Genomic DNA, 23,751 nt, shown 5'->3' on the forward strand with positions numbered 1-23,751 from the left:
CCCGTTCCCCACCCACTATACAGATCGGTATACTCGGGTGTCATGGGTACCACCGCCGAGACCCCGCGCCGGATCACGATGACGCCGGCCGCCCGTCGCGTCCTGGAAGCGGCCGCCCGGCTGTTCTACGAGCGCGGCATCCACGCCGTCGGCGTCGACCTCATCGCCGCCGAGGCCGGAGTGACGAAGAAGACCCTCTACGACCGGTTCGGCTCCAAGGAGCAGATCGTCGTGGAGTACCTCGCGGACCGCGACGAGCGCTGGCGGGCCTTCCTCGCCGAGCGCCTCGACGCGGCGGGGCCGGAGCCGGGGGAGCGCGTCCTGGCGGTCTTCGACGCCTCGCGCGCGTGGGCGGCGGAGCTCAGCCCCAAGGGGTGCAGCATGGTCAACGCCCACGCGGAGATCAGCGACCCCGCCCATCCGGCCCACCCGATCATCACCGGGCAGAAGCAGTGGATGCTCGCCCTCTTCACCCGCCTCGCCTCGGACATCGCCCCGGAGGGAGCCGACGCCCTGGCCCGGGCGCTGATGCTGCTGCACGAGGGGGCGCTCGTCGCGCACGGCCTGGGCATCTTCCCGGACGCCGTCGCCCACGCCCGTGAACAGGCACGCGCGCTGCTCGCATAGCGGACGGAATCCGCCCTACTCCCTCCCTACGGTGGTGCCATGACCGCCTCCGCAGACCCGCTCTCCTTCGCGACCGCCGCCGACCTGGACTCCTGGCTGACCGCACACCCCGCCCCGCATCCCGGCCTCTGGGTCAAGGTCGCCAAGAAGGGCTCGGGAATCCCGTCCGTCAGCGCCGCCGACGTCAACGACGTGGCGCTGTGCCACGGGTGGATCACCGGGCAGCGCAAGGGGCTCGACGAGTCGTACTACCTCCAGAGGATCACCCCGCGGCGCCCCGGCAGCCTCTGGTCCATGGTCAACGTCCGGCGGGTCGAGGAGCTGACCGCCGCCGGGCGGATGCGGCCCGGCGGGCTCGCTGAGGTGGCGGTCGCGCGGGCGGACGGACGGTGGGAGGCGGCGTACGCCTCCCAGCAGGAGGCGGAGGTCCCGGAGGAGCTCGCGGCGGCACTGGAGCGGAGCCCGCGGGCCGCGGCGGCCTTCGAGGCGCTCGGACGGACGGACCGGTACCTGGCGATGCTCGGTGTACTGCGCGCCCGGATCCCGCGGAGCCGGGCGGCGCAGGTGGCGGCGGCGGTCGCGAAGCTGGAGGCCGGCCGGAAGGCCCGATAGGACGGGGGAGGGCCCGGCACCATACGGCGCCGGGCCCACAAGCCGTGGGGCGGGGTCAGAGTGTCGACGCCGCCGAGGCGATGGCGGAGGCGAACGTCGAGACCTCCGTGTAGACGCCGGGGGCCTCGGGCCGGGCGCAGCCCTCACCCCAGCTGACGATGCCGACCTGGATCCAGGCGCCGGCGTTGTCCTTGCGGAACATGGGGCCGCCGGAGTCGCCCTGGCAGGTGTCGACACCGCCCGCGTCGAAGCCGGCGCAGATCTCCTCGCTCGCGACGAGGCCGCTGTACAGGCCGCCGTAGGCCTTGCAGGCGGCGTCGCCGACGAACGGCACGGTCGCCTTCAGCAGGTAGCGCTGCTGGGAACCGCCCTCGCGGTTCGCGCCCCAGCCGGCGACGGTGAAGTCACCGGTGTTGTACTGCGCGGTGGTGGCGATCTTCAGGGTCGGCAGGTTGATGGGCTGCGCGAGCTTGATGAGCGCCCAGTCCTTGCCGGTGCCGTTGTAGCCGGGAGCGCGGAGCACCTTGGTGGAGCGGACCTGGACGCGGCCGCTGGTGGACTGGAGGTCGACGACCCCCGCGGTGGCGGTGATGCCGGTGTTGTTGCCGGACCTGCCCACGCAGTGCGCGGCCGTGAGCACGATCTGCTGGGTGTAGAGCGCGCCGCCGCAGCCCATGGAGAGCCGGACCATGAACGGGAACTCGCCCTGCGCGGCCCGCGTCCCGCCGACGACGGGCGACGGGGCGGCCTGCGCGGCGGAGACGGGCTGAAGGCTGGCGATCGCGAGGGCGGCGGCTCCGAGGGCCGCGCATCTCTTGAGGGCGGTGAGAAGTCTCTTCAACGTGATGCCTTCCGTGGGGGGTTGACTGGGGAGGTGCAACCGAAGCATCAAATTGACGGGCGCATGACAGCAACAAGGCAAAAAGAAACGTCCATGTGCTGGCATGGACTGGTCAAAAGTGTGCTGCTGGATTATGAGAACGCCACCGGTCCTTCCACAAGGGGTGCGATCCGGCCAGACCGGCCCGGCGGTACGCCGCCGGGCCGGCCGCGCGGGCTCACGCGTTCCTGATCGCCGAGACGTCGAAGCTCAGCTTGATCTTGTCGGAGACCAGGACACCGCCGGTCTCCAGCGCGGCGTTCCAGGTCAGGCCCCACTCGGAGCGCAGGATCTCCGCCTTGCCCTCGAAGCCGACGCGCTCGTTGCCGAAGGGGTCCTTCGCGGCGCCGTTGAACTCGAGGTCGATGGTGAGGGGGCGGGTGGTGCCGAGGATCGTCAGGTCGCCGGTGATGCGGTAGTCGTCGCCGCCGAGGGCCTCCGCCCCGGTGGAGCGGAACGTCATCGTCGGGAACTCGTCCGCCTTGAAGAAGTCCGAGCCCTTGAGGTGGCCGTCGCGGTCGGCGTTCCCCGTCTCGATGCTGTCCATCACGACGTCCAGGGAGGCCGTGGACCGCGAGGGGTCGGTGCCGTCCAGATGGAGCGTGCCGGTGAAGTCCTGGAAGCTGCCCTTGACGTTGGTGACCATGGCGTGCCGGGCGACGAAGCCGATCGTCGAGTGCGCGGGGTCGATCGTGTAGTCGCCGGTCAGGGCGGCCAGGTCCGGGCTCACGGCGCCGACCGTGGCGGTCTCGGTGTCCTTGCGGCTGAAGATGCTCATGGGGTACGCCTCCTGCGATGAATGTTGAACGTTTAACTACGTAACACGGCCCACCGTAGACCTATTCCTGTTTAATGTTCAACATTGCTGGCGGACGTGTCGGGATTGGGTGCGCGGCGCGAGTGGTACACGGTGATCATGACCTCGGTCGCGGTCCTGGTCGAGCTGCTGCGCAGCGGCACTTCGGGCGGCCATGTGAAGTGCTGGGAGCGTTTCGCGGAGAGCGCCGCCCGCCTCCCGGGGCGAGGGCCCGACGGCACCCGGCCCGGCCTCGACCTGACCGTCTACTTCATCGGCGAACGCGAACGGGTCGACGTCCTCTCGCCCCGCGTGCGTCTCGTCACGCTCCGCCCGGTGCTCGGCACGGCCGCCCTGACCTCGGCCGACGGCGCGGAGGACGTCACCGACCTCGCCCCGTACCACCCCCGGCTCGCGGCCCTGCTGCCGTGCCACGACGTCTGGCACCTCACCCACTGCTTCGCCTACGCCGCCACCGCCGTCCGCCTCGCCCGCAGAACCGCCCCGGCACCCCGGCTGCTCGCCTCCGTGCACACCGACGTCCCGCTGCTGGCCTCGGTCTACGCCCGCTATCTGGCCGGCCGGTGGCTGCCCGGCGGCCACCCGGCGCCGGGCGAGTTCCTCGCGGACCTGACGGAGACCCGGCTGCGCCGGCGGCGGGACCGGCTCCTGGGCGGCTGCGAACGGGTGCTGGTGCCGACCCCCGCCGAGCGGGCCGAACTCGCCCGCACCCTCGGGTCGCACCGGGTCGCCCTGCTGCGCCGCGGCATCGACCACCAGCGCTTTCGCCCCGACCCCGGCGCCCGCGCCCGGCTCTGCCGCGAGCACGGCGTCCCGGCCGACCGTCCGCTGGTGCTGTTCGCGGGACGGCTGGACGCGACCAAGGGCGTGCCGCTGCTGGCCGAGAGCGTGCGGCTGCTGCGGGAGCGCGGCCGGGCCGTGCACCTGGTGATGGCCGGCTCCGGCGCGGAGGCCGGGCCCGTCCGGCGTGCCCTGGGCGCCGACGTCAGCCTCCTCGGCCCGCTCCCGCAGGACCGGTTGGCCCGGGTGTACGCCGGCTGTGACGTCTTCGCGTTCCCGTCCCGCACGGAGACCTGCGGCAACGTCGTCGCCGAGGCGATGGCGAGCGGCCTGGCGGTCGTGCTGCCCGAGGGCGCGCGCACCACACAGTGGCTGACCGCACCGGGCCGGGACGGCATCGTCGTACCTCACGACGACCCGGGGGAGTGGGCGGACGCCCTCGGCACGCTCCTCGACCGTCCCGGCCTGCTCTCGGCGGTACGCCACCACGCGACCATCACGGCCCGTGACACCCACCCCACGTGGGACCGCGTCCTGACGGAGGACCTCCTCCCCGTCTGGCTGCCCTAGCTGCGGGCAGTCGTGCCACTGGAGGGTCGTCCTTGCCCCGCCCCGACCTCACCGCCGCTCCCCGGCCCCCCGCCCCCGCAACGCCGCGATCACCGGCGACGAGTCCAGACTCACGATGCCCGCCCCCACCAGCACCAGCCCCGTCACCGTCACGGCCGACACCGGCCACCCCGCGTGGATCGTCTCGCCGAAGACCGCCGTGCCCACCGTCACTGCGACCACCGGCTCCGTCGCGTCCAGAACCGTCATGCTCGCCGCGAGCGGGCCCCGCTGGAAGGCGCTCTGGATGAGGAGCAGGCCGCCGATGCTGGCGAGGATCAGGGCGTAGGTCTGCCAGGCGGTCAGCGCCGCGAGCAGGCCGTGGCGCAGGCGGTCCACCGTCGCCGCGAGGAGGACGGACTGGGTGCCCATCACAGCCCCGGCCGCCAGCGCCGTCGCCGAGGCCCGCCAGGGGCCGGACAGCAACCGTGCCGTCGCCAGCGCGCAGCACACCAGCGCGGCCGTCGCGCCCAGCACCAGCAGCCAGGACAGCAGGTCCGCCCCGCCCGGCCGGCCGCCGTGCGGCCGGGCCGAGACCAGGGCCAGCGCCAGCCCGGCCGCCACCGCGAGCGTGCCGAACCACTCGCGAAACCCCAGCCGCATCCGGTGCAGCCGCGCCGACAGCGGTACGGCGAAGACCAGCTCGGCGACGATCAGCGGCTGCACCAGACTGAGCGGCCCGTACGCCAGCGCCAGCGACTGGAAGCCGTAGGCGAGCACGGCCAGTGCGATGCCGCCCAGCCATACGGGATCGCGGGCCAGATGAGCCAGCAGGCGCGGCGACAGCGCCTCCGTGTCCGGGCGTCCGCCCGCGGCCCACTGCTGGAGCACCCCGGCCACGGCGAAACAGACGCCGGCGGCGAGGGAGGCCAGGACCGCGATCGGCATGCCGGGCGCGGGGAGCTAGTCGTTCGTCCGCCGGGACGGCGCGTCCTGTGTCGCACCCCGGGTGTGGATGTAGAGCGCCCGCCGGTCCCCGACGTCGAGGTGCTGCGGCAGGGGCAGTTCGTAGCGCACCGGCCGGCCGTGGTCGGCGAACTGCCGGCGCGGGTTGTAGACCTGGTTGAACTTCCACAGCATGCGGGCGAAGTTCGTCTGGCCGCGCAGCAGGTTGCGGGTCAGCACCCGGGCCGCGCCCACGGCGGTGCGCAGGCCCAGGTGCTTGCGGTTGATGACGGCCTGGGTGCGCACCAGCTCCTCGTAGAAGCGCTCCAGGGGGAGCGTGGTGGGCACGACGGCGTGCTGGATGTCGAAGAGGCGGTAGTCACGGGTGGTCAGGCGCCGCGACTCGGTGTGCCAGATCTCCGTGCCGGGGTACGGCGTCATCACCGTGAAGTGCACGATCTCCGGCACCGCCAGCGCGAACTCCCGGACCACCCGGAAGCGTTCCTCGTCCCAGGACGGATCCACGATCAGGTTGACGGCGACCTTGATGCCGAGGCGGCGGGCCGTCCGAAGGGCGCGGACGTTCTCGTCGGGGCTGACCCGCTTGCGGTACAGCTCCAGGCCCTCCGCGTCGATGGCCTCCATCCCCAGGAACATGTACTTCAGCCCCAGCCGGGCCCACCGCTCGAAGACCTCGGGGTGGCGCAGCAGGACGTCGCTGCGGGTCTCCAGGTAGTAGCGCTTGCGGATGCCGCGCCGTTCCACCTCCGCGGCGATGGCGTCGCCGTGCTCGGGCCGGATGAAGGCCACGTCGTCGACGATGAAGACGTTCGGTTCCCGGATGTTCGCCAGGTCCTCGGCGGCCGCCTCGGGCGAGGCCTTGCGGTAGCTGCGGCCGTAGAACGTCCACGCCGAGCAGAACGAGCAGTCCCACGGACAGCCGCGCGTGAACTCGATGGAGGCGCACGGGTCCAGCTCGCCGATGAAGTACCGCCGGCGGGCGCGCATCAGATCCCGCGCGGGCAGCGGCGCGTCGATGCCGTGCAGCATCAGCGGCGCGGGACCCCGGCCGGCCGCGGTGACGATGCCGGGCACGTCCGCCACGCCCCCGTCGCGTACCGCCTCGAGCAGCGGCCCGATCGCGGGTTCGCCCTCGCCGCGCACCACCGCGTCGACCGCCCCCTCGGCCTGCTCCAGCACGTCCTCGGCGACGAAGGAGACGCTGTGCCCGCCCAGGAACACGAAGCAGTCCGGCACCGCCCGCTTGACCTCCGCGGCGAGTTCGATCGCCTCCGGGACGTTCGCCAGGTAGTTCAGCGAGATGCCGAGGGCCTCCGGCCGGAAGGACCGCACCTCGCCGCGCAGCGTCCCGTGGCCGAGCACCTGAAGGTCCACGACCCGCACCTCGTGACCGGCCTCGCGGGCCGCGCCCGCCACCCGTTCGAGGCCCAGAGGTTCCAGTCGCAGGAAGATCTCGGAGTACATCAGGGCGCTGGGATGGACGAGCAGCACACGCATGGTCACCTCGTCATGGGGGTCCGTACCGGGCACGGGTGCCCCCTTCGTAACCCGGCGCGGATGGTCCGGGTAGCGCCCATACCGCCGCCTGGCCGCACCGGGCGGCACGCAGGGGTGGTCCTGTCGCATCCGGTGCGCGGGGGCCCGGCCCGCGGAGCGCCCACGGCACGGCGCACGCCGGGCCGGGTCAGCCCGGCCCGCCGGAACGACCCCAGCACTGGCGCGGGACCCCGCGGTGGCGGTGTCCTGGAAGAGAAGGTTCCGTTTCAAGGGACCGGCATGGAGACAGACGAGGTTCCGTTCCCCGGAACCGGCACGGAGACAGCCGAGACCACGGCGGACGTACAGCGCAGGGAGACCGACCGATGACACTCACCGGCTCCGGCTCGGCCTACGACCCACCGGCGGGCGCCGCCCCACGCCGTCCCGCGGCCCCTTCCCCGGTGGCCCTGCACGGGCCGCCGCGGCGGTTGGACCGGCGCGTGGCCCTCGTCACCGGGGCCTCCTCGGGCATCGGGGCGGCCACGGCACGGCGATTCGCCATGGACGGCTGGCAGTTGCTGCTCTCCGGGCGCGACCGGCACCGCCTGGAGCAGACGGCGTCCGGCACATCGGCCGTGGTGCTGCCCGCCAACCTTGCCGCCCCGGACGGCCCGCGCCTGCTGGCCCAGTCCGCGCTGCACACGACCGGCCGGGTCGACGTCCTGGTCGCCGGGGCGGGCATCGGCTGGGCGGGCCCGTTCGCCGCCATGCCGCACACCGACATCGACCGGGTGCTGACCCTCGACCTCAACGCCACGCTCCACCTCGTGCGCGAGGTGCTGCCCTCCATGATCGCGGCCGGGCGGGGCCGGGTGGTGCTGATCGGATCGATCGCGGGCTGCGTGGGGGTACGGGAGGAAGCGGTGTACTCCGCCGCCAAGGCCGCCCTGGCCGCCTTCGCCGAGGCGCTGCGCCAGGAACTGCGCGGCACGGGCGTGGGCGTGACCCTCGTGGTGGCGGGCCCCGTCGACACGGCCTTCTTCGCCCGCCGCGGCAGGCCCTACGACCGCTCCCACCCCCGGAAGATCTCGCCCGGCTGCGTCGCCGGCGCCGTCTGGAAGGCCGTACGCGAGGACCGCGACCAGGTCTACGTCCCCGCCTGGCTGGCCCTCCCGGACCGCTTCCGCGCCCTGGCACCGAGGGTGTTCAGACGCCTGCTGAACCGCTTCGGCTGACCCACTCTCCCCGCCGGACACCTTCCGCCGTTGCGGTCACTGAGGCCGGATCCTCCGTTCAGGTGACCGCCTCCCCGTGGTAGGGCATGGGCATGACTCCCCAGCGTCGCGTCTTCTCCCGCCGCACGGCCAAGGCGTCCGCCCCCCGCCCCAGCCGCCGTGCCCTCCTGCTCGCCGCCGCGGCCCTGGCGGCGACCGGCGGCGCGACGCCCAGGCCCCGCGGCGCCGACCCGTACGAGACCCTCCGCCGGCGCTGGCTCGGCATCGCCCTCGGCACCGGCTACGACCCGGCCGCGCAGCCGTACGCCTCCCGCCTCGCGGAGACCGGCGAACTCGCCCGCGGCCTGCACTCCGCCATGGCCCCGGCGGCGGACTCCCTCTGGCCCGGTCACCCCTTCGACCCGCCGGCCGGCATCACCATGAGCTACGGCCGCCTGTGGACCATGACCCAGGCCTACGTCCAGCAGGGCACCGGCTCGACCGCCGACCCGGACCTCCTCGCCGGCATCCTGCGCGGCCTCGACCACCTCTCCGCCACCGTCTACAACCCCTCCACCACCCGCTACGGCAACTGGTGGGAATGGCAGATCGGCAGCCCGCGCCTGCTCACCGACATCACGGCCGCCCTGTACGACCAGCTGGGCGGCGCCCGCGTCCAGGCCGCCTGCGCCGCCGTCGACCACTTCGTCCCCGACTCGGCCCTCGGCGACTACTCCGGCACGTCCACCGGCGCCAACCGCGTCGACCTGTGCCGCTCCGTCGCCCTGCGCGGCATCCTCGGCCGCGACCCGGCCAGGATCGCCCTCGCCCGCGACGCGCTCTCCCCGGTCTTCCCGTACGTCACCCGGGGCGACGGCCTCTACGCCGACGGCTCCTTCGTCCAGCACACCTGGGTCGCCTACTCCGGCACGTACGGCCAGGTCATGCTCGACGGCCTCGGCCGCCTCTTCGCCCTGCTCGCCGGATCCGACTGGGCGGTCACCGACCCCGACCGGCAGATCGTCCTCGACAGCGTCGAGCACGCCTACGCACCGCTCATCCACGACGGCCTGGTCATGGACAGCGTCAACGGCCGGGCCATCAGCCGCGGTCACCGCACCGCCGACGACCGCAAGGTCATGCGCGGCGATCACTTCCACGGCGGGCAGCTCATCGCGGCGATCGCGCTCCTCGCGGCCGGCGCGAGCCCGGCGGAACGCGACCGCTGGCACGCCCGGATCAAGGGCTGGATCGAACGGGACACGGTCACCCCGATCCTGACGGCACGCCAGTTCGGCGTCGCCGACCTGGCCCGCCTGCACGCGATCGCCGCCTCGCCCGTCCCGGCCGCACCCGAGCCCACCGGTCACCGCCTCTTCGCCGCCATGGACCGCGCCGTCCACCGCCGTCCCGGCTTCACCGTGAACATCGCCATGGCCAGCAACCGCATCGCCCACTACGAGTGCGGCAACGGCGAGAACCCACGCGGCTGGCACACGGGCGCCGGGATGGTCTATTGGTGGGCCGGCGCGAGCGACCAGTACACGGACTGGTTCTGGCCGACCGTCGACTGGTACCGCCTGCCCGGCACCACCGTCTCCACCAAGCGCCTCGCCGACCGGGAAGGCGGTGAGTGGGGCACGGCCCGCCCGGACGCGCGCTGGGTCGGCGGCACCACCGACGGCGAGTACGCGGCGCTCGGCCAGCACCTCAAGGGCCTCGGCTCCACCCTCCAGGCCCGCAAGTCCTGGTTCTGCGTCGCGGACGCGGTGATCTGCCTGGGCGCCGGGATCACCTGCGCCGACGGCGTCCCGGTGGAGACGATCGTCGACAACCGCAACCTCGGCGCGTCCGGCACCCAGACCTTCGTACAGGGCCCGGGCTGGGCCCACCTGGAGGACCACGGCGGCTGGGTCCTGCTCGACGGCGAGCCGAAGGTGCTGCGCGAGGACCGCACCGGCGCCTGGTCCGACATCAACACCGGCAGCACACCTCAGCGGCGCACCCGCCGCTGGCAGACCCTCTGGCTGGACCACGGAACCGACCCGCGGGACGCCACTTACGCCTACGTCCTCATGCCCGGAGCGTCTCGCCGCACGGTCGCGCGCCGCGCCGCCGACCGCCATTGGATGGCGGTCCTCGCCAACGACACCGGCCGCCAGGCGGTCAGCGTGCCCTCCCTCGGCCTCACGGCCGCCAACTTCTGGCAGGCCGGCACGGCGGGCCCGCTCACCGCCTCCGCCGGAGCGAGCGTGCTGACCGTCCGCCGAGGCCGTACCGCCACCCTCTGGCTGAGCGAACCGCCCCGCACGGGTGAACCACTGGAGATCACTTGGAACCGCCCGGTGCGCCGGGTCGGCCACGCGGACGAGACGGTCGAAGTACTCTCCACAGGCCGCCGTCTGCGCCTGCGCGTCACCCCGGGGAAGGCATGCGCCACACACGTCTGTGAGATGACTCTCGGCTGACGGCTTTGTTCGACCCCTCCAAGCCACACGCCCCCTGAGCAGTCAGAAGGGCTGCACTCCGCCATGGTTCTGTTCAGGGGTACCAGGAAAACACGCCGGAGACTGTGAGGAGTCGACGGCTCGCATTCCTTGCTTGTGTTCGTAAGGTCGCTACATGACCGTTTTGGATGAGGCGCCGGGTGAGCCGACCGACGCGCGCGGACGCGTGGCCGAACTGCACGAGATCCGTGCGCAGGCGGTGGCCGGACCGAGCGAGAAGGCGACCAAGGCGCAGCACGCCAAGGGCAAGCTGACCGCGCGGGAGCGCATCGAACTTCTCCTCGACCCGGATTCCTTCCGCGAGGTCGAGCAGCTGCGCCGGCACCGGGCCACGGGTTTCGGCCTGGAGGCCAAGAAGCCGTACACCGACGGTGTGATCACCGGCTGGGGCACGGTGGAGGGCCGGACGGTCTTCGTCTACGCCCATGACTTCCGCATCTTCGGCGGCGCCCTGGGCGAGGCCCACGCCACGAAGATCCACAAGATCATGGACATGGCCATCGCGGCCGGTGCCCCGCTGGTGTCGCTGAACGACGGTGCGGGCGCCCGCATCCAGGAGGGCGTCTCGGCGCTCGCGGGCTACGGCGGCATCTTCCAGCGCAACACCAAGGCGAGCGGGGTCATCCCGCAGATCTCGGTGATGCTGGGCCCGTGCGCGGGCGGCGCCGCCTACAGCCCGGCCCTCACCGACTTCGTGTTCATGGTCCGCGACACCTCGCAGATGTTCATCACCGGCCCGGACGTCGTCAAGGCGGTCACCGGTGAGGAGATCACGCAGAACGGCCTGGGCGGCGCGGACGTGCACGCCGAGACGTCCGGCGTCTGCCACTTCGCCTACGACGACGAAGAGACCTGCATCGCGGAGGTCCGCTACCTCCTGTCCCTGCTGCCGCAGAACAACCGCGAGAACCCGCCCCGCTCCGAGTCGACGGACCCCGCCGACCGCCGCAGCGACGTCCTCCTGGACCTGGTCCCGGCGGACGGCAACCGGCCGTACGACATGGCCAAGGTCATCGAGGAGATCGTCGACGACGGCGACTACCTGGAGGTCCACGAGCGCTGGGCGCGGAACATCATCTGCGCGCTGGGCCGGATGGACGGCCAGGTCGTCGGCATCATCGCCAACCAGCCCCAGGTGCTCGCCGGTGTCCTGGACATCGAGGCCTCCGAGAAGGCGGCCCGCTTCGTCCAGATGTGCGACGCCTTCAACATCCCGATCGTCACTCTTCTGGACGTCCCCGGCTTCCTGCCGGGCGTCGACCAGGAGCACGGTGGCATCATCCGGCACGGCGCGAAGCTCCTCTACGCCTACTGCAACGCGACCGTGCCGAGGATCTCGCTGATCCTGCGGAAGGCCTACGGAGGTGCGTACATCGTCATGGACAGCCAGTCCATCGGCGCCGACCTCACCTACGCCTGGCCGACCAACGAGATCGCCGTCATGGGCGCGGAAGGCGCGGCCAACGTCATCTTCCGCCGCCAGATCGCCGACGCCGAGGACCCCGAGGCCATGCGGGCCCGCATGGTCAAGGAGTACAAGTCCGAGCTGATGCACCCCTACTACGCGGCCGAGCGCGGCCTGGTCGACGACGTCATCGACCCCGCGGAAACCCGCGAGGTGCTGATCAAGTCCCTCGCGATGCTCCAGACCAAGCACGCCGACCTGCCCTCCCGCAAACACGGCAACCCTCCGCAGTAACCCGGCGGACATCTCATCCACGGAGACTGACACCCATGGACATTCCTGATATCCGCGTCGAGAAGGGCCACGCCGAGCCCGAGGAAGTCGCCGCCATCACAGCGATCCTCCTGGCCCGCGCCGCCGCCCGCCCCACGGACCCGACCCCGACCCACCGCGGCCGCGTGAAGGCCGGATGGCGCCGCCTGGAGCGCGAGCCGGGCTTCCGCGCCCCGCACAGCTGGCGCTGACCCCAGAACCAGAAAGAAGGCCCCTCATGGAGGGGCCTTCTTTTTTGGGGGCGCGAGAAGCCACACACGACCCGCACCCGGCATACGACAGCCCCTGGCGGCCCTGAGGCCGCCAGGGGCTGTCCACAGCAAGAGAACTAACGCAGCCGTGCCATCAGGGCGTGCTCGACCAGCGTGATCAGCGCCGACTTCGCGTCGGCCCGGTGGCGGGCGTCCGTCGTGATGATCGGGGTGTCAGGACCGATCTGGAGTGCTTCCCGGACCTCGTCGGGCGTGTACGGCTGCTGGCCGTCGAAGCCGTTGAGGGCGATGACGAAGGGCAGGCCGCTGTTCTCGAAGTAGTCGACCGCGGGGAAGCAGTCGGCGAGCCGCCTCGTGTCGACCAGCACGATCGCGCCGATGGCGCCGCGCACCAGGTCGTCCCACATGAACCAGAAGCGGTCCTGGCCCGGCGTACCGAAGAGGTACAGGATCAGGTCCTGGTCCAGGGTGATACGGCCGAAGTCCATGGCGACCGTCGTGGTCGTCTTGTCCCCGGGGTGGGTGAGGTCGTCGATGCCCGCCGAAGCGGACGTCATGACGGCCTCTGTGCGCAGCGGATTGATCTCCGAGACGGCGCCGACGAACGTGGTCTTGCCCACGCCGAAGCCGCCAGCCACCACGATCTTCGCGGACGTGGTGGAGCGGGAAGGCCCTCCGCTAGAGCTTGCGAAGTCCACTGAGCACCCTTTCGAGCAGTGTCACGTCTGGCTGGCCGCCGGCGTTCTCGTCGCCGCCGGGCTGATGGATGGCGACCAGTCCCGCCTCCGCCAAGTCGGCGACGAGGATCCTGGCCACGCCGAGAGGGATCGTGAGGAGCGCCGAGATCTCGGCGACCGACTTGATTTCCCGGCAGAGGTTGCAGATCCGCTGATGCTCGGGCAACTGGCCCTGCATCTGGTGCGGCTGCGCGGTGGTGTGCACCAGCGCCTCGATGGCGAGCTGGTAACGCGGGCGGGTCCGGCCACCGGTCATGGCGTACGGACGCACCAACGGGTTGTGATTGTTCGACGCCCCGCCGGGCGCCGGCTCGGGGGTGCGGCGCTGCGGCTGCACGGGCTGGATGCGCGGGGCCGGTGGCTGGTCGTACGGCGACGGGCCGGGGCCCTGTGGCGCGTACGGCTGCCGGTGGCTCGGTGCGGAGGGGAAGTTGTAACGGTTCGGGTTCTGCCCACCGTCGCCCTGGCTCTGGGCAGGGCCGTACGACCAGTTGCCCGAAGACGAACCGCCTGGGGGTGTTGCCACTTTCTCCTCCTCCGACTGTGCCTGGCACCCATCGCTGTGGAGCCGCGTCCCGAAACCTTACGGCCACGGGACGCCAAAACGCACCGTCCGTCCGTTAGTTGAGCAGGCTCCCCTGGAGCTCTGCACGAAGGTCCGGTGTCAGGACCGTACCGGCTCGGTCAACCAGCAGCGCCATCTCGTATCCGATGAGGCCGATGTCCGCCTCCGGATGTGCGAGAACTGCGAGCGACGAGCCGTCGGAGATGGACATGATGAAGAGGAATCCCCGCTCCATCTCCACAACCGTCTGATTGACGCTTCCACCCTCGAAGATCCGGGAGGCGCCTGCCGTCAGAGACGTCAGACCGGAGGCGACGGCCGCGAGCTGGTCGGCGCGGTCGCGGGGGAAGCCTTCGGACATCGCCAGAAGGAGTCCGTCGGCGGAGACCACCACCGTGTGGGACACCCCCGGGGTGTTGTCCACGAAGTTGGTGATCAACCAGTTCAGGTTCTGTGCCGCCTGGCTCATCGGGCTCACACTAACGCTCCTGGTTGTAGGTGCTGTCAGGACCGAAGCCCTGGCCGTTCGTTTCACTGCCTGCGTTGCGGCCGCGCTGTACGCCGCGACGCAGGTTGCTCAGCCTGCCCCGGACGTCCTCCGGGGCGCGGGAGACCTGTGGGCCCCCCTGGGGAGTGCTCTCGGCGGAACCCTCGATCAGGTTGGCCTTGGGCACCCGCCTCGGCAGGCCGGAGGAGGTGACCCCGCCCGCCTTGGGCTTCCGGAGCTGCGAGGCCTGCTGCCACCGCTCGTCGTTCGCCGAGCGCCAGTCGCTGTCGCCGTTGCTCTCCGGGGTGGAGGCCGGAGGCTCCTGGCTCGCGTGCCGGGCGCCGCCCGCACCGTTCGCACCGCTCGCGGCGGACCCGCGGCGGGGAAGCCCGGCGTCGGTCAGCGAGGGTGCGGCGGAGTGGGCCGGTCCCGGACGGTCGAAGCCTACGCGGTCCTGCTCACTCGCGTCAGCGGCCTGCGCAGATTCCGTTTCCTGGGCCTGAGAAGGGTACTGGCTCGGGTAGCCGTTCTGGTAACCGTCCTGCTGGGGCCAGTCGTCCTGGTAGCGCCGCTGCTCGAAGGCGGCGAAGCCGCCGGACCCGCCCGCACCCGGCGCCGAGGGCTCCTCCTGGGCCGGCTCCGCATAGGAGGAGGGCTCCGGGTAGCCGCCGTTCGGCGAGAAGGTGTCGTTCTGCGGCAGACCGCCGTTCGGCGCGTAGTACTGCTCGTCGTACGCGGCCCGCTGCGGCTCCTCGTACGCCGTCTGCCGCTGCTCCTCGTACGGTGCCTGCTGCTCCTCGTACGTCGCCTGACGGTCGTACGCGCCGGGCTGCTCCGGGTAGCCGGTCTGCCCGGTGTCGTAGGCCTGGCCGGTGTCGTAGCCCTGCTGCCCGTGGAACTCCTCGGCGTAGCCGGAGGTCTCGCCCTGCTCCTGGGCGTTCTGGCCGGGCAGGGCGGGCTGCTGGTGCGACTGGGCCTCCAGGGCCGCCCGGCGCTCCTCGCGCATCAGGGAGCGGCCGACGGGGTCCAGCTCGCGTATGTCGTCGGGGACGTCGGAGTAGCGGCTGTCGTCGAAGCCGAGCTCCGCCGCCGTGCGCATGGGCTGCTGGTTGAAGTTCTCGCCGCCGCCGAAGTTCTGCTCCGGGATGATCTGCGAGACGGTGAACTCGTCGCGGTCCACGTGTTGCTCGCCGCCACCGCCGTGGGTGATCGCGTCGGGCAGCATGACCAGTGAGGTCGTGCCGGCCTGCTCGCCCGAGGGGCGCAGCTGGACGCGGATGCCGTGCCGGTCGGACAGCCGGCCGACCACGAACAGGCCCATGCGCTGCGAGATCGCGGCGTCCACGGTCGGCGGGTTGGCCAGCTTGTGGTTGATGTCCGCGAAGTCCTCGGCGGTCAGGCCGATGCCCTTGTCGTGGATCTCGATCATCACGCGGCCGTCGGGGAGACGGGTCGCGGTGACGCGGACCTTGGTCTGCGGGGAGGAGAACGTCGTCGCGTTCTCCAGCAGCTCGGCCAGCAGGTGCACGAGGTCGGTCACGGCCCGGCCGTGGATCTCGGCCTCGGGGACACCGGACAGCTCGATGCGCTCGTACTGCTCCACCTCGGAGGAGGCGGCGCGCAGCACGTCGACCAGCGGCACCGGCTGGTCCCAGCGACGGCCGGGCTCCTCGCCGGCGAGGACGAGGAGGTTCTCGCCGTTGCGGCGCATACGGGTCGCGAGGTGGTCCAGCTTGAAGAGGTTCTCCAGCTGGTCCGGGTCGGCCTCGTTGTTCTCCAGGTCGGTGATCAGGGTCAGCTGGCCCTCGATCAGCGACTGGTTGCGGCGCGAGAGGTTGGTGAAGATCGCGTTGATGTTGCCCCGCAGCAGGGCCTGCTCGGCGGCCAGCCGGACGGCCTCGCGGTGCACCTGGTCGAAGGCGCGGGCGACCTCGCCGATCTCGTCGGTGGTGGTGATCGGGATGGCCTGGACACGGGTGTCGACGCGGCCGGGGTCGGTGCGCGAGAGCTGGTCGACCAGCATCGGCAGGCGCTGCTCGGCGATGCCGAAGGCGGCGTTGCGCAGCTGGCGCATCGAGCGGCTCATCTGGCGAGCCACCGCGCCGGCCAGGATGAAGGCGAGGAGCAGGGCGACGACGACGGCGGCACCGGTGATGTAGGCGTCGCGCTGGGCGCCGTCGGCGATGTCGGAGGCTTCGCTCACGGCCTTGTCGGCCAGGTCGGTCTCGATCTTCTCGTACGCGTTGAACTTGAGCGTGTTGACCGCCCACCAGTTCTCGGCGGTGATGCCCTTCTCGGCGAGGGCGGCGCGGGCGCTCGGGTCCGTGGTCTGGAGCGTCGCGACGGCCGAGACCATCGTCTCCGGCTTGGACGGCGGGGCGACGTAGTCCGGGTTCTTGGCCTTGGCCTCCCGGGCCATCGCGGCACCGTCGGTCTTGAGCTTGGCCTCGGCCGCCTCGAGCTTGGCCGCGTCCTGTTCGGTGCCGCCGCCGATGTACTCCTGCACGGCGATGCGCTCGAGGTAGGCGTACGAGGACAGGGCGATGCGCTGGCTGGCCAGGTTGCCGTCGTCCGGGCCCGGCTTGGTCAGGATGTGCATGCCGATGGAGCGCTGGAGCGACAGGGCCGCCTTGGTGAGCTCGATGGCGTACACGGTCCGGCCGTAGCTGGTGATGTTGCCGGTGCCGAGGCCCAGTTCGTTGGCGAACTCCGTCAGCGGGTGGGCGATCTCGACGTAGCCCTCTTCGGTCTGTACGCCCTTGAGCTTGGAGGTGTACGCGACCTGGCGGAGGGTCTGCAGCTTGGGCTCCGCCTTGCGGAACAGGTCCAGACGGCGCTCCAGGCCGGGCTTGTCCGGCATGCTCTGGGCCGCGGTGTCGAAGGCGTCGGCCGCCTCGTCGGTGGCCTTGCGGACCTGGGTGACGGTCGCCTTGTCCTGGGCGGTCTGGGCGCTGCCCTTCAGCAGGGGCGCCGCGGAGGTGTCGCGCTCGTTGTAGAGGGCGTTGGCGTACAGCAGGGAGGCCCGCACCAGACGCGCGGTGTTCTCCGCGTCCTCGGCCTCCTGCCAGGTGTCGATCGAGCTCTTGACCTGGAAGCCGCCCATGACGAGGCCGACCAGCACGGGTATGAGCAGGATCGCGTTGAGTCTGGTCGCCACGCGCCAGTTGCGCGGGGAGAGACGGCCGCCGCTCTGGGCGGGCGCGGCCGATGGCTCCGAACCGGGCACGGGGGCGGGCGCCGCTGTGCGCGGCGGCGGGGTGAAGTTGCCCCGGGCCGACGGCTCGGGACTGTTCTTGCTTCGCCTCACTCGACCAACAACCTCTCGGCGGTCGGCACCAACGTTGTGCCGCAGTTTCTCAGAGCCCGGTACGCCATCGACTGACGAGTACGTCATTGACTATTGGGCAGTTCAGGCATTCCAGCACGACGACCTGCGCTCTTCCAAACAGTCCGGGGTGCGGATTCCGAGGGATGTAAGCCCCAGATAAAACGGTCATAAAGAGCGAGCCCCGCCAAAAGGCGGGGCGATTGTGCGCGCAGCGAGACCGGATGTGCGCGACGCGTGGCCGTACCACCAGATTCCTCTGCCGAAACGTTATGAACACCTTGGCCGACCGTGTCAAAGGACACAGTCGGCTCCAGGGCATCTACGACAACTGCCGTATGGCGCTTCAGAATTGGGTGCTACCTCAGCCGTGCCATCAGGGCGTGCTCGACCAGCGTGATGAGCGCGCTCTTCGCGTCGGCCCGGTGCCGGGCGTCCGTCGTGATGATCGGGGTGTCAGGACCGATCTGGAGAGCTTCCCGCACCTCGTCGGGGGTGTAGGGCTGCTGGCCGTCGAAGCCGTTGAGGGCGATGACGAACGGCAGGCCGCTGTTCTCGAAGTAGTCGACCGCGGGGAAGCAGTCGGCGAGACGACGGGTGTCCACCAGGACGACGGCACCGATCGCGCCGCGCACCAGGTCGTCCCACATGAACCAGAAGCGGTCCTGGCCCGGCGTACCGAAGAGGTACAGGATCAGGTCCTGGTCCAGGGTGATACGGCCGAAGTCCATGGCCACCGTGGTGGTGGTCTTGTCCCCGGTGTGCGTGAGGTCGTCGATGCCCGCGCTGGCGGAGGTCATCACGGCCTCCGTGCGCAGCGGGTTGATCTCCGAGACGGCGCCGACGAACGTGGTCTTGCCCACGCCGAAGCCGCCCGCCACCACGATCTTCGCGGAGGTGGTGGAACGACCCGCGTCAGAGCTTGCGAAGTCCACTGAGCACCCTTTCGAGCAGTGTCACGTCCGGTGCGCCGGTGGCGTCGTCGCCGCCCGGCTGGTGGATCGCGACGAGACCGGCCTCCGCGAGGTCCGCGACCAGGATCCGGGCCACACCGAGCGGCATGTTGAGCAGGGCCGAGACCTCGGCGACGGACTTCACCTCACGGCACAGGTGGCAGATGCGCTGGTGCTCCGGGAGCAGCCCCATGAGCGCCGCGGGATCGGCGGTCGTGCTGATCAGTGCCTCGATGGCCAGCTGATAACGCGGCCGGGTCCGGCCGCCGGTCATGGCGTACGGCCGTACCAGCGGCTGGTCGCCCTCGTCCTCGTACGGCTCCGCGTACGGATCATGAGAGGCGGGGGGCGGGGTCATGGGTCCTCCGGGCGGGACAGCAAGTCGGTCAGTCGAGCCGTCTGACGAGGCCTGTGTGGGGTGTGTGGCGGCCGGACGGTGATGTGGTGAGACGGGTGGTGCCGGGGCCGATCAATGGAGCAGACTGCCTTGGAGCTCAGCTCGCAGGTCGGGGGTGAGGACCGCGCCCGCGCGGTCGACCAGGAGCGCCATCTCGTAGCCGACGAGGCCGATGTCGCATTCGGGATGAGCGAGGACCGCGAGCGACGAGCCGTCCGAGACGGACATGAGGAAGACGAATCCGCGCTCCATCTCCACGACCGTCTGCGCCACGTCGCCGCCCTCGAAGATCCGGGAGGCGCCTGCCGTCAGGGACGTCAGTCCGGAGGCGACGGCCGCGAGCTGGTCCGCGCGGTCGCGCGGGAAGCCCTCGGACATCGCCAGGAGGAGTCCGTCGGCGGACACGACGACGGTGTGGGACACCCCTGGGGTGTTGTCCACGAAGTTGGTGATCAACCAGTTGAGATTCTGTGCCGCCTGGCTCATCGGACTCAACTAACGCTCCTGCTGGTGAGAGGGCCGAGGGAAGCTGCCGGTCTGGGTGGACCCGGCCTGACGACCCTGTGCAATACCGCGGCGGAGATTGGTCAGCCGACCGCGTACGTCATCGGGGGCACGCGAGATCTGCGGACCGCTCTGCTGTGGCTGCTGCTGAGCCGTGCCCGGAACGAGGTTCGCCCGGGGCACCCGGCGCGGCAGACCGGAGGTGGTGACACCGCCGGCGGCGGGCTGGCGGACGCGCTCGGCCTGGCGGACGAGGTCGTCGTTCGGCGAACTGCGCCAGCCGGCGGGGGCGGACCGCTGCGGACCGCCGGCTCCCTGCGGCTGCTGCGGGGCCGGAGCGGAGCCGTTGTTCTGCGGCTGCTGCTGCTCTTGCTGGCCGTGGAACCAGTTGGTCTCGAGCGTGTCGTACAGCGGCGTACGCCCGTCGCCCGGACCGGACGCCGGCGGCAGGGCCTCGGGCTCCTGCCGAGCGGGCCGTGCCTGCGGGGCGGGCGGACGCGGGGCGCCGAAGTCGTCCCCGCCCCGGGCGCCGTTGACCTGCGGCCGCTCGAACTGGCCCGTGCCCGCCGGGTCGGCCGGGGTGGCCGGACCGGGCAGGGTGGGCCGGCCGGAGCCGTTGTCCTGGCGCGGCGCGGGGTACTGGCCGGTGGAGCCGTTGTCGTAGGACTGCGGTGCCGGGTACTGGCCGGTCGAGCCGTTGTCGTAGGACTGCGGTGCCGGGTACTGGCCGGTCGAGCCGCTGTCCTGGCGAGGTGCCGGGTACTGGCCCGTGGAGCCGCCGTCGTGCCGCGGCGCGGGGTACTGGCCCGTGGAGCCGCTGTCCTGGCGCGGTGCCGGGTACTGGCCGGTCGAGCCGCTGTCGTAGGACTGCGGAGCCGGGTACTGGCCCGTCGTGGACGGGTCGCGGCGGCCGGCCGGGGCGCCGAAGACGTCCGGGCGGACGAACTGGCCCGAACCCTGCGAGCCGTCCGTGCCGGGAAGGCCGAACCGGTCCGAGTGCTGGGGGCCGCCCGAGCCGAAGTCGGCCGGAGAGCCGGGGCCCTGCCGGTCGTCGTCGCGCGGGACGGCGGGGATCTCCGCCGTCGAGCCCGGGCCCTGCCGGTCGTCGATCCGCGGCATCGCAGAGGTACGGGAGACGTCCGGCTCCTCGTGCCCGCGCGGGGTGTCCAGCGAGGCGCGCGGCACCGGCGGCTGGGCGTTCTCGTCGCTCCAGCTGGGCACGCGGGGCTGCGAGTCACCGCCGGGCAGCTCGGCCCGCGGACCGCCGCGCGGCGGCAGCTGCGGCCGACGGCCCTGGCCCTGACCCTGATCGGCGTTGCCCGGGCGCTGCCGGCCCTGGCCCTGCGGCCCGTTCGTACCCGCGGCCTGCAAACCCTGCGGGGCACCCGGCGCCTGACCGAACCCGGCACCGGCCGCCGGACGGCCCTGCGGGGGCGCGGGCGGAGCGCTCTGCTCGAACAACGACGGGGACATGTCGGGACCCTGCGGTCCGCGCCCTCCGCCCGGTCGGCCACCGTCCGCGTCCCGCCCGGGCAGCGCGGCCCGCGGACCCTGGCCGGCACCGAGCCGGCCACCGCCGGACGACGCACCGCCACCGGACGCACCGGCGCCGAGGGCGCCACCGCCCTGGCCGGCACCGGCGGCACGCCGGGCCGCGGCCGCACCGGCGGCGGCCTGCGCGGCGGCCGGACCGCCACCGCCGACAGACGGCTGACCGCCCTGCTTGGGCTGGGGCTTCCTGCCGCCCTGGGCGACGTCCACGGGCAGCATGACCAGCGCGGTCGTACCACCGGAGTCGGACGGGCGCAGCTGGATGCGGATGCCGTGCCGCTGCGACAGCCGGCCGACCACGAACAGACCCATGCGGCGGGAGACGGAGACGTCCACCGTCGGAGGAGAGGCGAGCCGCTCGTTGATCGCGGCCAGGTCCTCCGGCGACAGACCGATACCGGTGTCGTGGATCTCGATCAGCACCCGGCCGTCGGGCAGGGCGTGACCGGTGACCTTGACCTTGGTCTGCGGCGAGGAGAACGAGGTCGCGTTCTCCAGCAGCTCGGCGAGCAGGTGCACGAGGTCGTTGACCACGCGGCCGGCGACCTCGGTCGTCGGCACGGAGGCCAGCTCGATGCGCTCGTACTGCTCCACCTCGGAGGCGGCGGCACGCAGCACGTCGACCAGCGGGACCGGGCGGGTCCACCGGCGGCCGGGCTCCTCACCCGCGAGAACCAGCAGGTTCTCACCGTTACGGCGCATGCGCGTGGCGAGGTGGTCGAGCTTGAACAGCGAGGACAGCTGGTCCGGGTCGGCCTCGCGGGACTCCAGTTCGGAGATCAGCGACAGCTGGCGCTGGATCAGACCCTGGGAGCGGCGCGAGAGGTTGGTGAACATCGCGTTGACGTTGCCCCGTAGCAGGGCCTGCTCGGCGGCGAGGCGGACCGCCTCGCGGTGCACGTCGTCGAAGGCCGCGGCCACCCGGCCGATCTCGTCCCGGGAGTGCACACCGACCGACTCGACGGAGGTGTCGACGTCCTGCGGGTCGGACTCGGACAGCTGCTTGACCAGCTCGGGCAGACGGTCGGAGGCGACCTTGGTCGCGGTCTCCTCCAGGCGGCGCAGCGAACGGATCATGGAGCGGGCCACGACGAAGGCGCCGACCAGCGACACACCGAGCACGATGAGGATCAGCGCACCGGAGATGATCGCGTCGCGCTCGGTGGCGCTGCGCAGCTCGCGGGCCTTCTGTTCCATCTCCTCGAGCAGCGTGTGCTCGATGTTCTTCATCTGCTGGATCTTGGTGGAGCTGTCGTCCAGCCAGTCGCGGTAGGAGCGCTTGTCCTGCTGCGCGAGTCCGCTCGCGGAGACCAGGGCCCGGCCCGCGTAGGTGTCGGTGGCCTTGATCGTGGAGTTGCCGCCGTCCTCGATCGGCTTGAGCAGCTCGGCGGCGGCGTCCTCGCCGTAGATGCTCTTGAAGCTGCGGATCTCGGACTTCTGGCTCTCCAGGGCCGACTCGGCGTAGAGCCGGTCGTTCGGCGAGAGCTTGCCGGTCGTGGTGTTGCTCGCGGGCAGTGCCGCCGCGAGGGCCGCGCGCTGGATCGAGGAGTACTCCTTGGCGGAGGAGAACGCCGCCAGGGCGCGGGTGCGCTGGATCATGTCCGGGTTGCTGGTCGCCTCGGCCATGTCCTGGGAGAGGTCGATCAGGTTCTCGATCAGACGGTGGTACGCCTCGATCGTCTGCGTGGAGTTGTCCTCGGAGGCGTAGGCGCCCTTGCGGATCTGCGCCAGGTCGCCCAGCTCGCCGGCGAGCTGGATGAGGTACTCGCGGACGCCCCTGAGGTTGCCTTCCTTGCTGGCGCTGTCGATCTCCTCGGAGCTGTCGAGGAAGTTCTTCATCGCCCGGTCGGTCTTCTCGCGCAGGCCCTTGACCGTGAAGTCGGTGGCCTTGCCGCCGTGCGCGAGCGGGCCGGCCGACTGGTCGCGCTCCTCCTGGAGGGCGGCGGACAGTTCGGTGGCCTGCTTGGTCATGTCCGTCAGCAGCTTCATGTTGTCGAGCTGCTGGATGTCGTCCATGGACTGGTTGATACGCAGTGCGCCCAGCGAGGTGGCCGCGACCACCGGGAGGGCGAGCAGCGAGACCAGACGGGTGGAGATGCGCCAGTTGCGCAGGGCTATTCGCGGGCCGGGGCCTGCCGGGCCGGCCGGGGGCTTCAGGGCCGGAGCCGGGCTCGCGGACCCCGTGGGGGCCGACGCGCCGGGGCGCCCGGGGCGCTCCCCGCCGTCACCGGCCGGGCCCTGGTTCTGGGCGTGCTGGGGCGAGGGACCTCGGTCGGTCCCGCCGTGCGGCTCCGGCTCCGCCGAAGCGCTGCCATCCCTCTTGAAACGTCCCTGCACTAGCGTCGCAACCTCTGGACCAGGCGCCCCATCGCGTGAGCGGCGGAGCACGGTGTCGGCGTTCTGGGGACGCCTTGAGTACGCCCCCGTGGTGGTCGTGAGTGACCGGCGCTGGCTCCCCCTTCTCGCCGCCGCTCGGCGCGTCTGTGCGCCCCCTGTGCGCCGGCTCGATCCTGCGGCGGTCCGTGGCATTCCAGCACAGCACAGGATCTCCAACAAGGCTCGTAGACCAGGCCGTGACATAGGTGACACCACGTGAGTGGCGAATCACCGGACGTGGAAGGTGAGTTCGTCCATTTCGGACGTATGCCCGCGAGTCGTCGAGGCGTGACGGGTGTCCCAGTCGCCATGATCGGCAGCGGAATGGGGGCTTCAGGGGGCCAATGTCCGTTTCGGTGGGGTGGGGTGCAAGCCCGGATTGACCGATTCGCCCACTGATTCGTGAGGAAACTCACATGCTGATCCTGATCTCCCCGCGGTTGCGCCGGGAATCCCCTGTCTAGCCTGACGCTTT

Annotated in this window: 19 protein-coding genes; 7 read left to right on the top strand and 12 right to left on the bottom strand. The window is 71.6% G+C overall.

Annotated elements, in window-relative coordinates; all coding sequences use genetic code 11:
- The first annotated feature begins 42 nt into the window (after positions 1 to 42).
- Positions 43 to 627: a TetR/AcrR family transcriptional regulator gene (locus PV963_RS32640; protein ID WP_274819925.1), complete on the top strand. Its 585-nt coding sequence runs from the start codon at positions 43 to 45 to the stop codon at positions 625 to 627.
- A 39-nt stretch (positions 628 to 666) separates the two neighbouring features.
- Positions 667 to 1,239: a YdeI/OmpD-associated family protein gene (locus tag PV963_RS32645; protein WP_274819927.1), complete on the top strand. Its 573-nt coding sequence runs from the start codon at positions 667 to 669 to the stop codon at positions 1,237 to 1,239.
- A gap of 55 nt (positions 1,240 to 1,294) precedes the next feature.
- On the opposite strand, the gene PV963_RS32650 is transcribed toward PV963_RS32645, so the two are convergent.
- Positions 1,295 to 2,080 carry a S1 family peptidase gene (locus PV963_RS32650; RefSeq protein WP_274819929.1) on the bottom strand — a complete coding sequence of 262 codons (786 nt, stop codon included), beginning with the start codon at positions 2,078 to 2,080 and terminating at the stop codon, positions 1,295 to 1,297.
- Positions 2,081 to 2,297: 217 nt separating this feature from the next.
- Positions 2,298 to 2,897: a YceI family protein gene (locus tag PV963_RS32655; protein WP_274819931.1), complete on the bottom strand. Its 600-nt coding sequence runs from the start codon at positions 2,895 to 2,897 to the stop codon at positions 2,298 to 2,300.
- Between the two features lie 138 nt (positions 2,898 to 3,035).
- Here PV963_RS32655 and PV963_RS32660 point away from each other — a divergent pair, with 138 nt between their 5' ends.
- Positions 3,036 to 4,286: a glycosyltransferase gene (locus tag PV963_RS32660; protein ID WP_274819933.1), complete on the top strand. Its 1,251-nt coding sequence runs from the start codon at positions 3,036 to 3,038 to the stop codon at positions 4,284 to 4,286.
- A gap of 48 nt (positions 4,287 to 4,334) precedes the next feature.
- On the opposite strand, the gene PV963_RS32665 is transcribed toward PV963_RS32660, so the two are convergent.
- Both PV963_RS32665 and hpnR read right to left on the bottom strand, forming a co-directional pair.
- A complete protein-coding gene (locus PV963_RS32665; protein ID WP_274819935.1) occupies positions 4,335 to 5,213 on the bottom strand; it encodes a DMT family transporter in 879 nt (292 codons plus the stop codon).
- 15 nt (positions 5,214 to 5,228) lie between these two features.
- The gene (hpnR, locus tag PV963_RS32670; RefSeq protein ID WP_274822183.1) at positions 5,229 to 6,728 is read right to left on the bottom strand and encodes a hopanoid C-3 methylase HpnR; all 1,500 of its coding nucleotides are present in this window, start codon (positions 6,726 to 6,728) and stop codon (positions 5,229 to 5,231) included.
- A 365-nt stretch (positions 6,729 to 7,093) separates the two neighbouring features.
- Between hpnR and PV963_RS32675 the strand changes: the two genes are divergently transcribed.
- From PV963_RS32675 to PV963_RS32690, 4 genes are all read left to right on the top strand, one after another.
- Positions 7,094 to 7,945 (top strand): SDR family NAD(P)-dependent oxidoreductase, encoded by an 852-nt coding sequence (locus PV963_RS32675; RefSeq protein ID WP_274819937.1) that lies wholly within the window; start codon positions 7,094 to 7,096, stop codon positions 7,943 to 7,945.
- Positions 7,946 to 8,037: 92 nt separating this feature from the next.
- The gene (locus tag PV963_RS32680) at positions 8,038 to 10,392 is read left to right on the top strand and encodes a polysaccharide lyase 8 family protein (protein WP_274819938.1); all 2,355 of its coding nucleotides are present in this window, start codon (positions 8,038 to 8,040) and stop codon (positions 10,390 to 10,392) included.
- Positions 10,393 to 10,546: 154 nt separating this feature from the next.
- On the top strand, positions 10,547 to 12,130 hold the full coding sequence (locus PV963_RS32685) for an acyl-CoA carboxylase subunit beta (protein ID WP_274819939.1): 1,584 nt from the start codon (positions 10,547 to 10,549) through the stop codon (positions 12,128 to 12,130).
- Positions 12,131 to 12,165: 35 nt separating this feature from the next.
- Entirely contained in the window at positions 12,166 to 12,360 is a 195-nt protein-coding gene (locus PV963_RS32690) for an acyl-CoA carboxylase subunit epsilon (RefSeq protein WP_086560316.1), read from the top strand.
- A gap of 137 nt (positions 12,361 to 12,497) precedes the next feature.
- Here PV963_RS32690 and PV963_RS32695 read toward each other — a convergent pair whose 3' ends face one another.
- The 8 genes from PV963_RS32695 to PV963_RS32730 form a co-directional block, all read right to left on the bottom strand.
- Positions 12,498 to 13,079, bottom strand: a complete 582-nt coding sequence (locus PV963_RS32695) for a GTP-binding protein (RefSeq protein ID WP_274819943.1) — start codon at positions 13,077 to 13,079, stop codon at positions 12,498 to 12,500.
- Entirely contained in the window at positions 13,060 to 13,644 is a 585-nt protein-coding gene (locus PV963_RS32700) for a DUF742 domain-containing protein (RefSeq protein ID WP_274819945.1), read from the bottom strand. The genes PV963_RS32695 and PV963_RS32700 overlap by 20 nt, the downstream gene beginning before the upstream one ends.
- Positions 13,645 to 13,738: 94 nt before the next feature.
- A complete protein-coding gene (locus tag PV963_RS32705; RefSeq protein WP_004983065.1) occupies positions 13,739 to 14,152 on the bottom strand; it encodes a roadblock/LC7 domain-containing protein in 414 nt (137 codons plus the stop codon).
- A 10-nt stretch (positions 14,153 to 14,162) separates the two neighbouring features.
- On the bottom strand, positions 14,163 to 17,477 hold the full coding sequence (locus PV963_RS32710; protein WP_274819947.1) for a sensor histidine kinase: 3,315 nt from the start codon (positions 17,475 to 17,477) through the stop codon (positions 14,163 to 14,165).
- 377 nt (positions 17,478 to 17,854) lie between these two features.
- Complete coding sequence (locus PV963_RS32715) at positions 17,855 to 18,430, bottom strand: GTP-binding protein (protein WP_020271455.1); 576 nt, start codon at positions 18,428 to 18,430, stop codon at positions 17,855 to 17,857.
- Complete coding sequence (locus tag PV963_RS32720) at positions 18,411 to 18,806, bottom strand: DUF742 domain-containing protein (protein WP_053668780.1); 396 nt, start codon at positions 18,804 to 18,806, stop codon at positions 18,411 to 18,413. Before PV963_RS32720 ends, PV963_RS32715 begins: the two co-directional genes overlap by 20 nt.
- A gap of 111 nt (positions 18,807 to 18,917) precedes the next feature.
- The gene (locus tag PV963_RS32725; protein ID WP_020271453.1) at positions 18,918 to 19,331 is read right to left on the bottom strand and encodes a roadblock/LC7 domain-containing protein; all 414 of its coding nucleotides are present in this window, start codon (positions 19,329 to 19,331) and stop codon (positions 18,918 to 18,920) included.
- A gap of 9 nt (positions 19,332 to 19,340) precedes the next feature.
- Positions 19,341 to 23,237, bottom strand: coding sequence for a nitrate- and nitrite sensing domain-containing protein (locus tag PV963_RS32730; RefSeq protein WP_274819954.1), 3,897 nt, complete (start codon positions 23,235 to 23,237; stop codon positions 19,341 to 19,343).
- Between the last annotated feature and the right edge of the window lie 514 nt (positions 23,238 to 23,751).

Source organism: Streptomyces coeruleorubidus, assembly GCF_028885415.1.
GTDB classification, from domain to species: Bacteria; Actinomycetota; Actinomycetes; order Streptomycetales; family Streptomycetaceae; genus Streptomyces; species Streptomyces coeruleorubidus_A.

Coding starts and splice junctions, on each gene's coding strand:
- PV963_RS32640 (WP_274819925.1), top strand. CDS start 43: ATGGGTACCACCGCCGAGACCCCGCGCCGGATCACGATGACGCCGGCC.
- PV963_RS32645 (WP_274819927.1), top strand. CDS start 667: ATGACCGCCTCCGCAGACCCGCTCTCCTTCGCGACCGCCGCCGACCTG.
- PV963_RS32655 (WP_274819931.1), bottom strand. CDS start 2,897: ATGAGCATCTTCAGCCGCAAGGACACCGAGACCGCCACGGTCGGCGCC.
- PV963_RS32660 (WP_274819933.1), top strand. CDS start 3,036: ATGACCTCGGTCGCGGTCCTGGTCGAGCTGCTGCGCAGCGGCACTTCG.
- PV963_RS32665 (WP_274819935.1), bottom strand. CDS start 5,213: ATGCCGATCGCGGTCCTGGCCTCCCTCGCCGCCGGCGTCTGTTTCGCC.
- hpnR (WP_274822183.1), bottom strand. CDS start 6,728: ATGCGTGTGCTGCTCGTCCATCCCAGCGCCCTGATGTACTCCGAGATC.
- PV963_RS32675 (WP_274819937.1), top strand. CDS start 7,094: ATGACACTCACCGGCTCCGGCTCGGCCTACGACCCACCGGCGGGCGCC.
- PV963_RS32680 (WP_274819938.1), top strand. CDS start 8,038: ATGACTCCCCAGCGTCGCGTCTTCTCCCGCCGCACGGCCAAGGCGTCC.
- PV963_RS32685 (WP_274819939.1), top strand. CDS start 10,547: ATGACCGTTTTGGATGAGGCGCCGGGTGAGCCGACCGACGCGCGCGGA.
- PV963_RS32690 (WP_086560316.1), top strand. CDS start 12,166: ATGGACATTCCTGATATCCGCGTCGAGAAGGGCCACGCCGAGCCCGAG.
- PV963_RS32705 (WP_004983065.1), bottom strand. CDS start 14,152: ATGAGCCAGGCGGCACAGAACCTGAACTGGTTGATCACCAACTTCGTG.
- PV963_RS32720 (WP_053668780.1), bottom strand. CDS start 18,806: ATGACCCCGCCCCCCGCCTCTCATGATCCGTACGCGGAGCCGTACGAG.
- PV963_RS32725 (WP_020271453.1), bottom strand. CDS start 19,331: ATGAGCCAGGCGGCACAGAATCTCAACTGGTTGATCACCAACTTCGTG.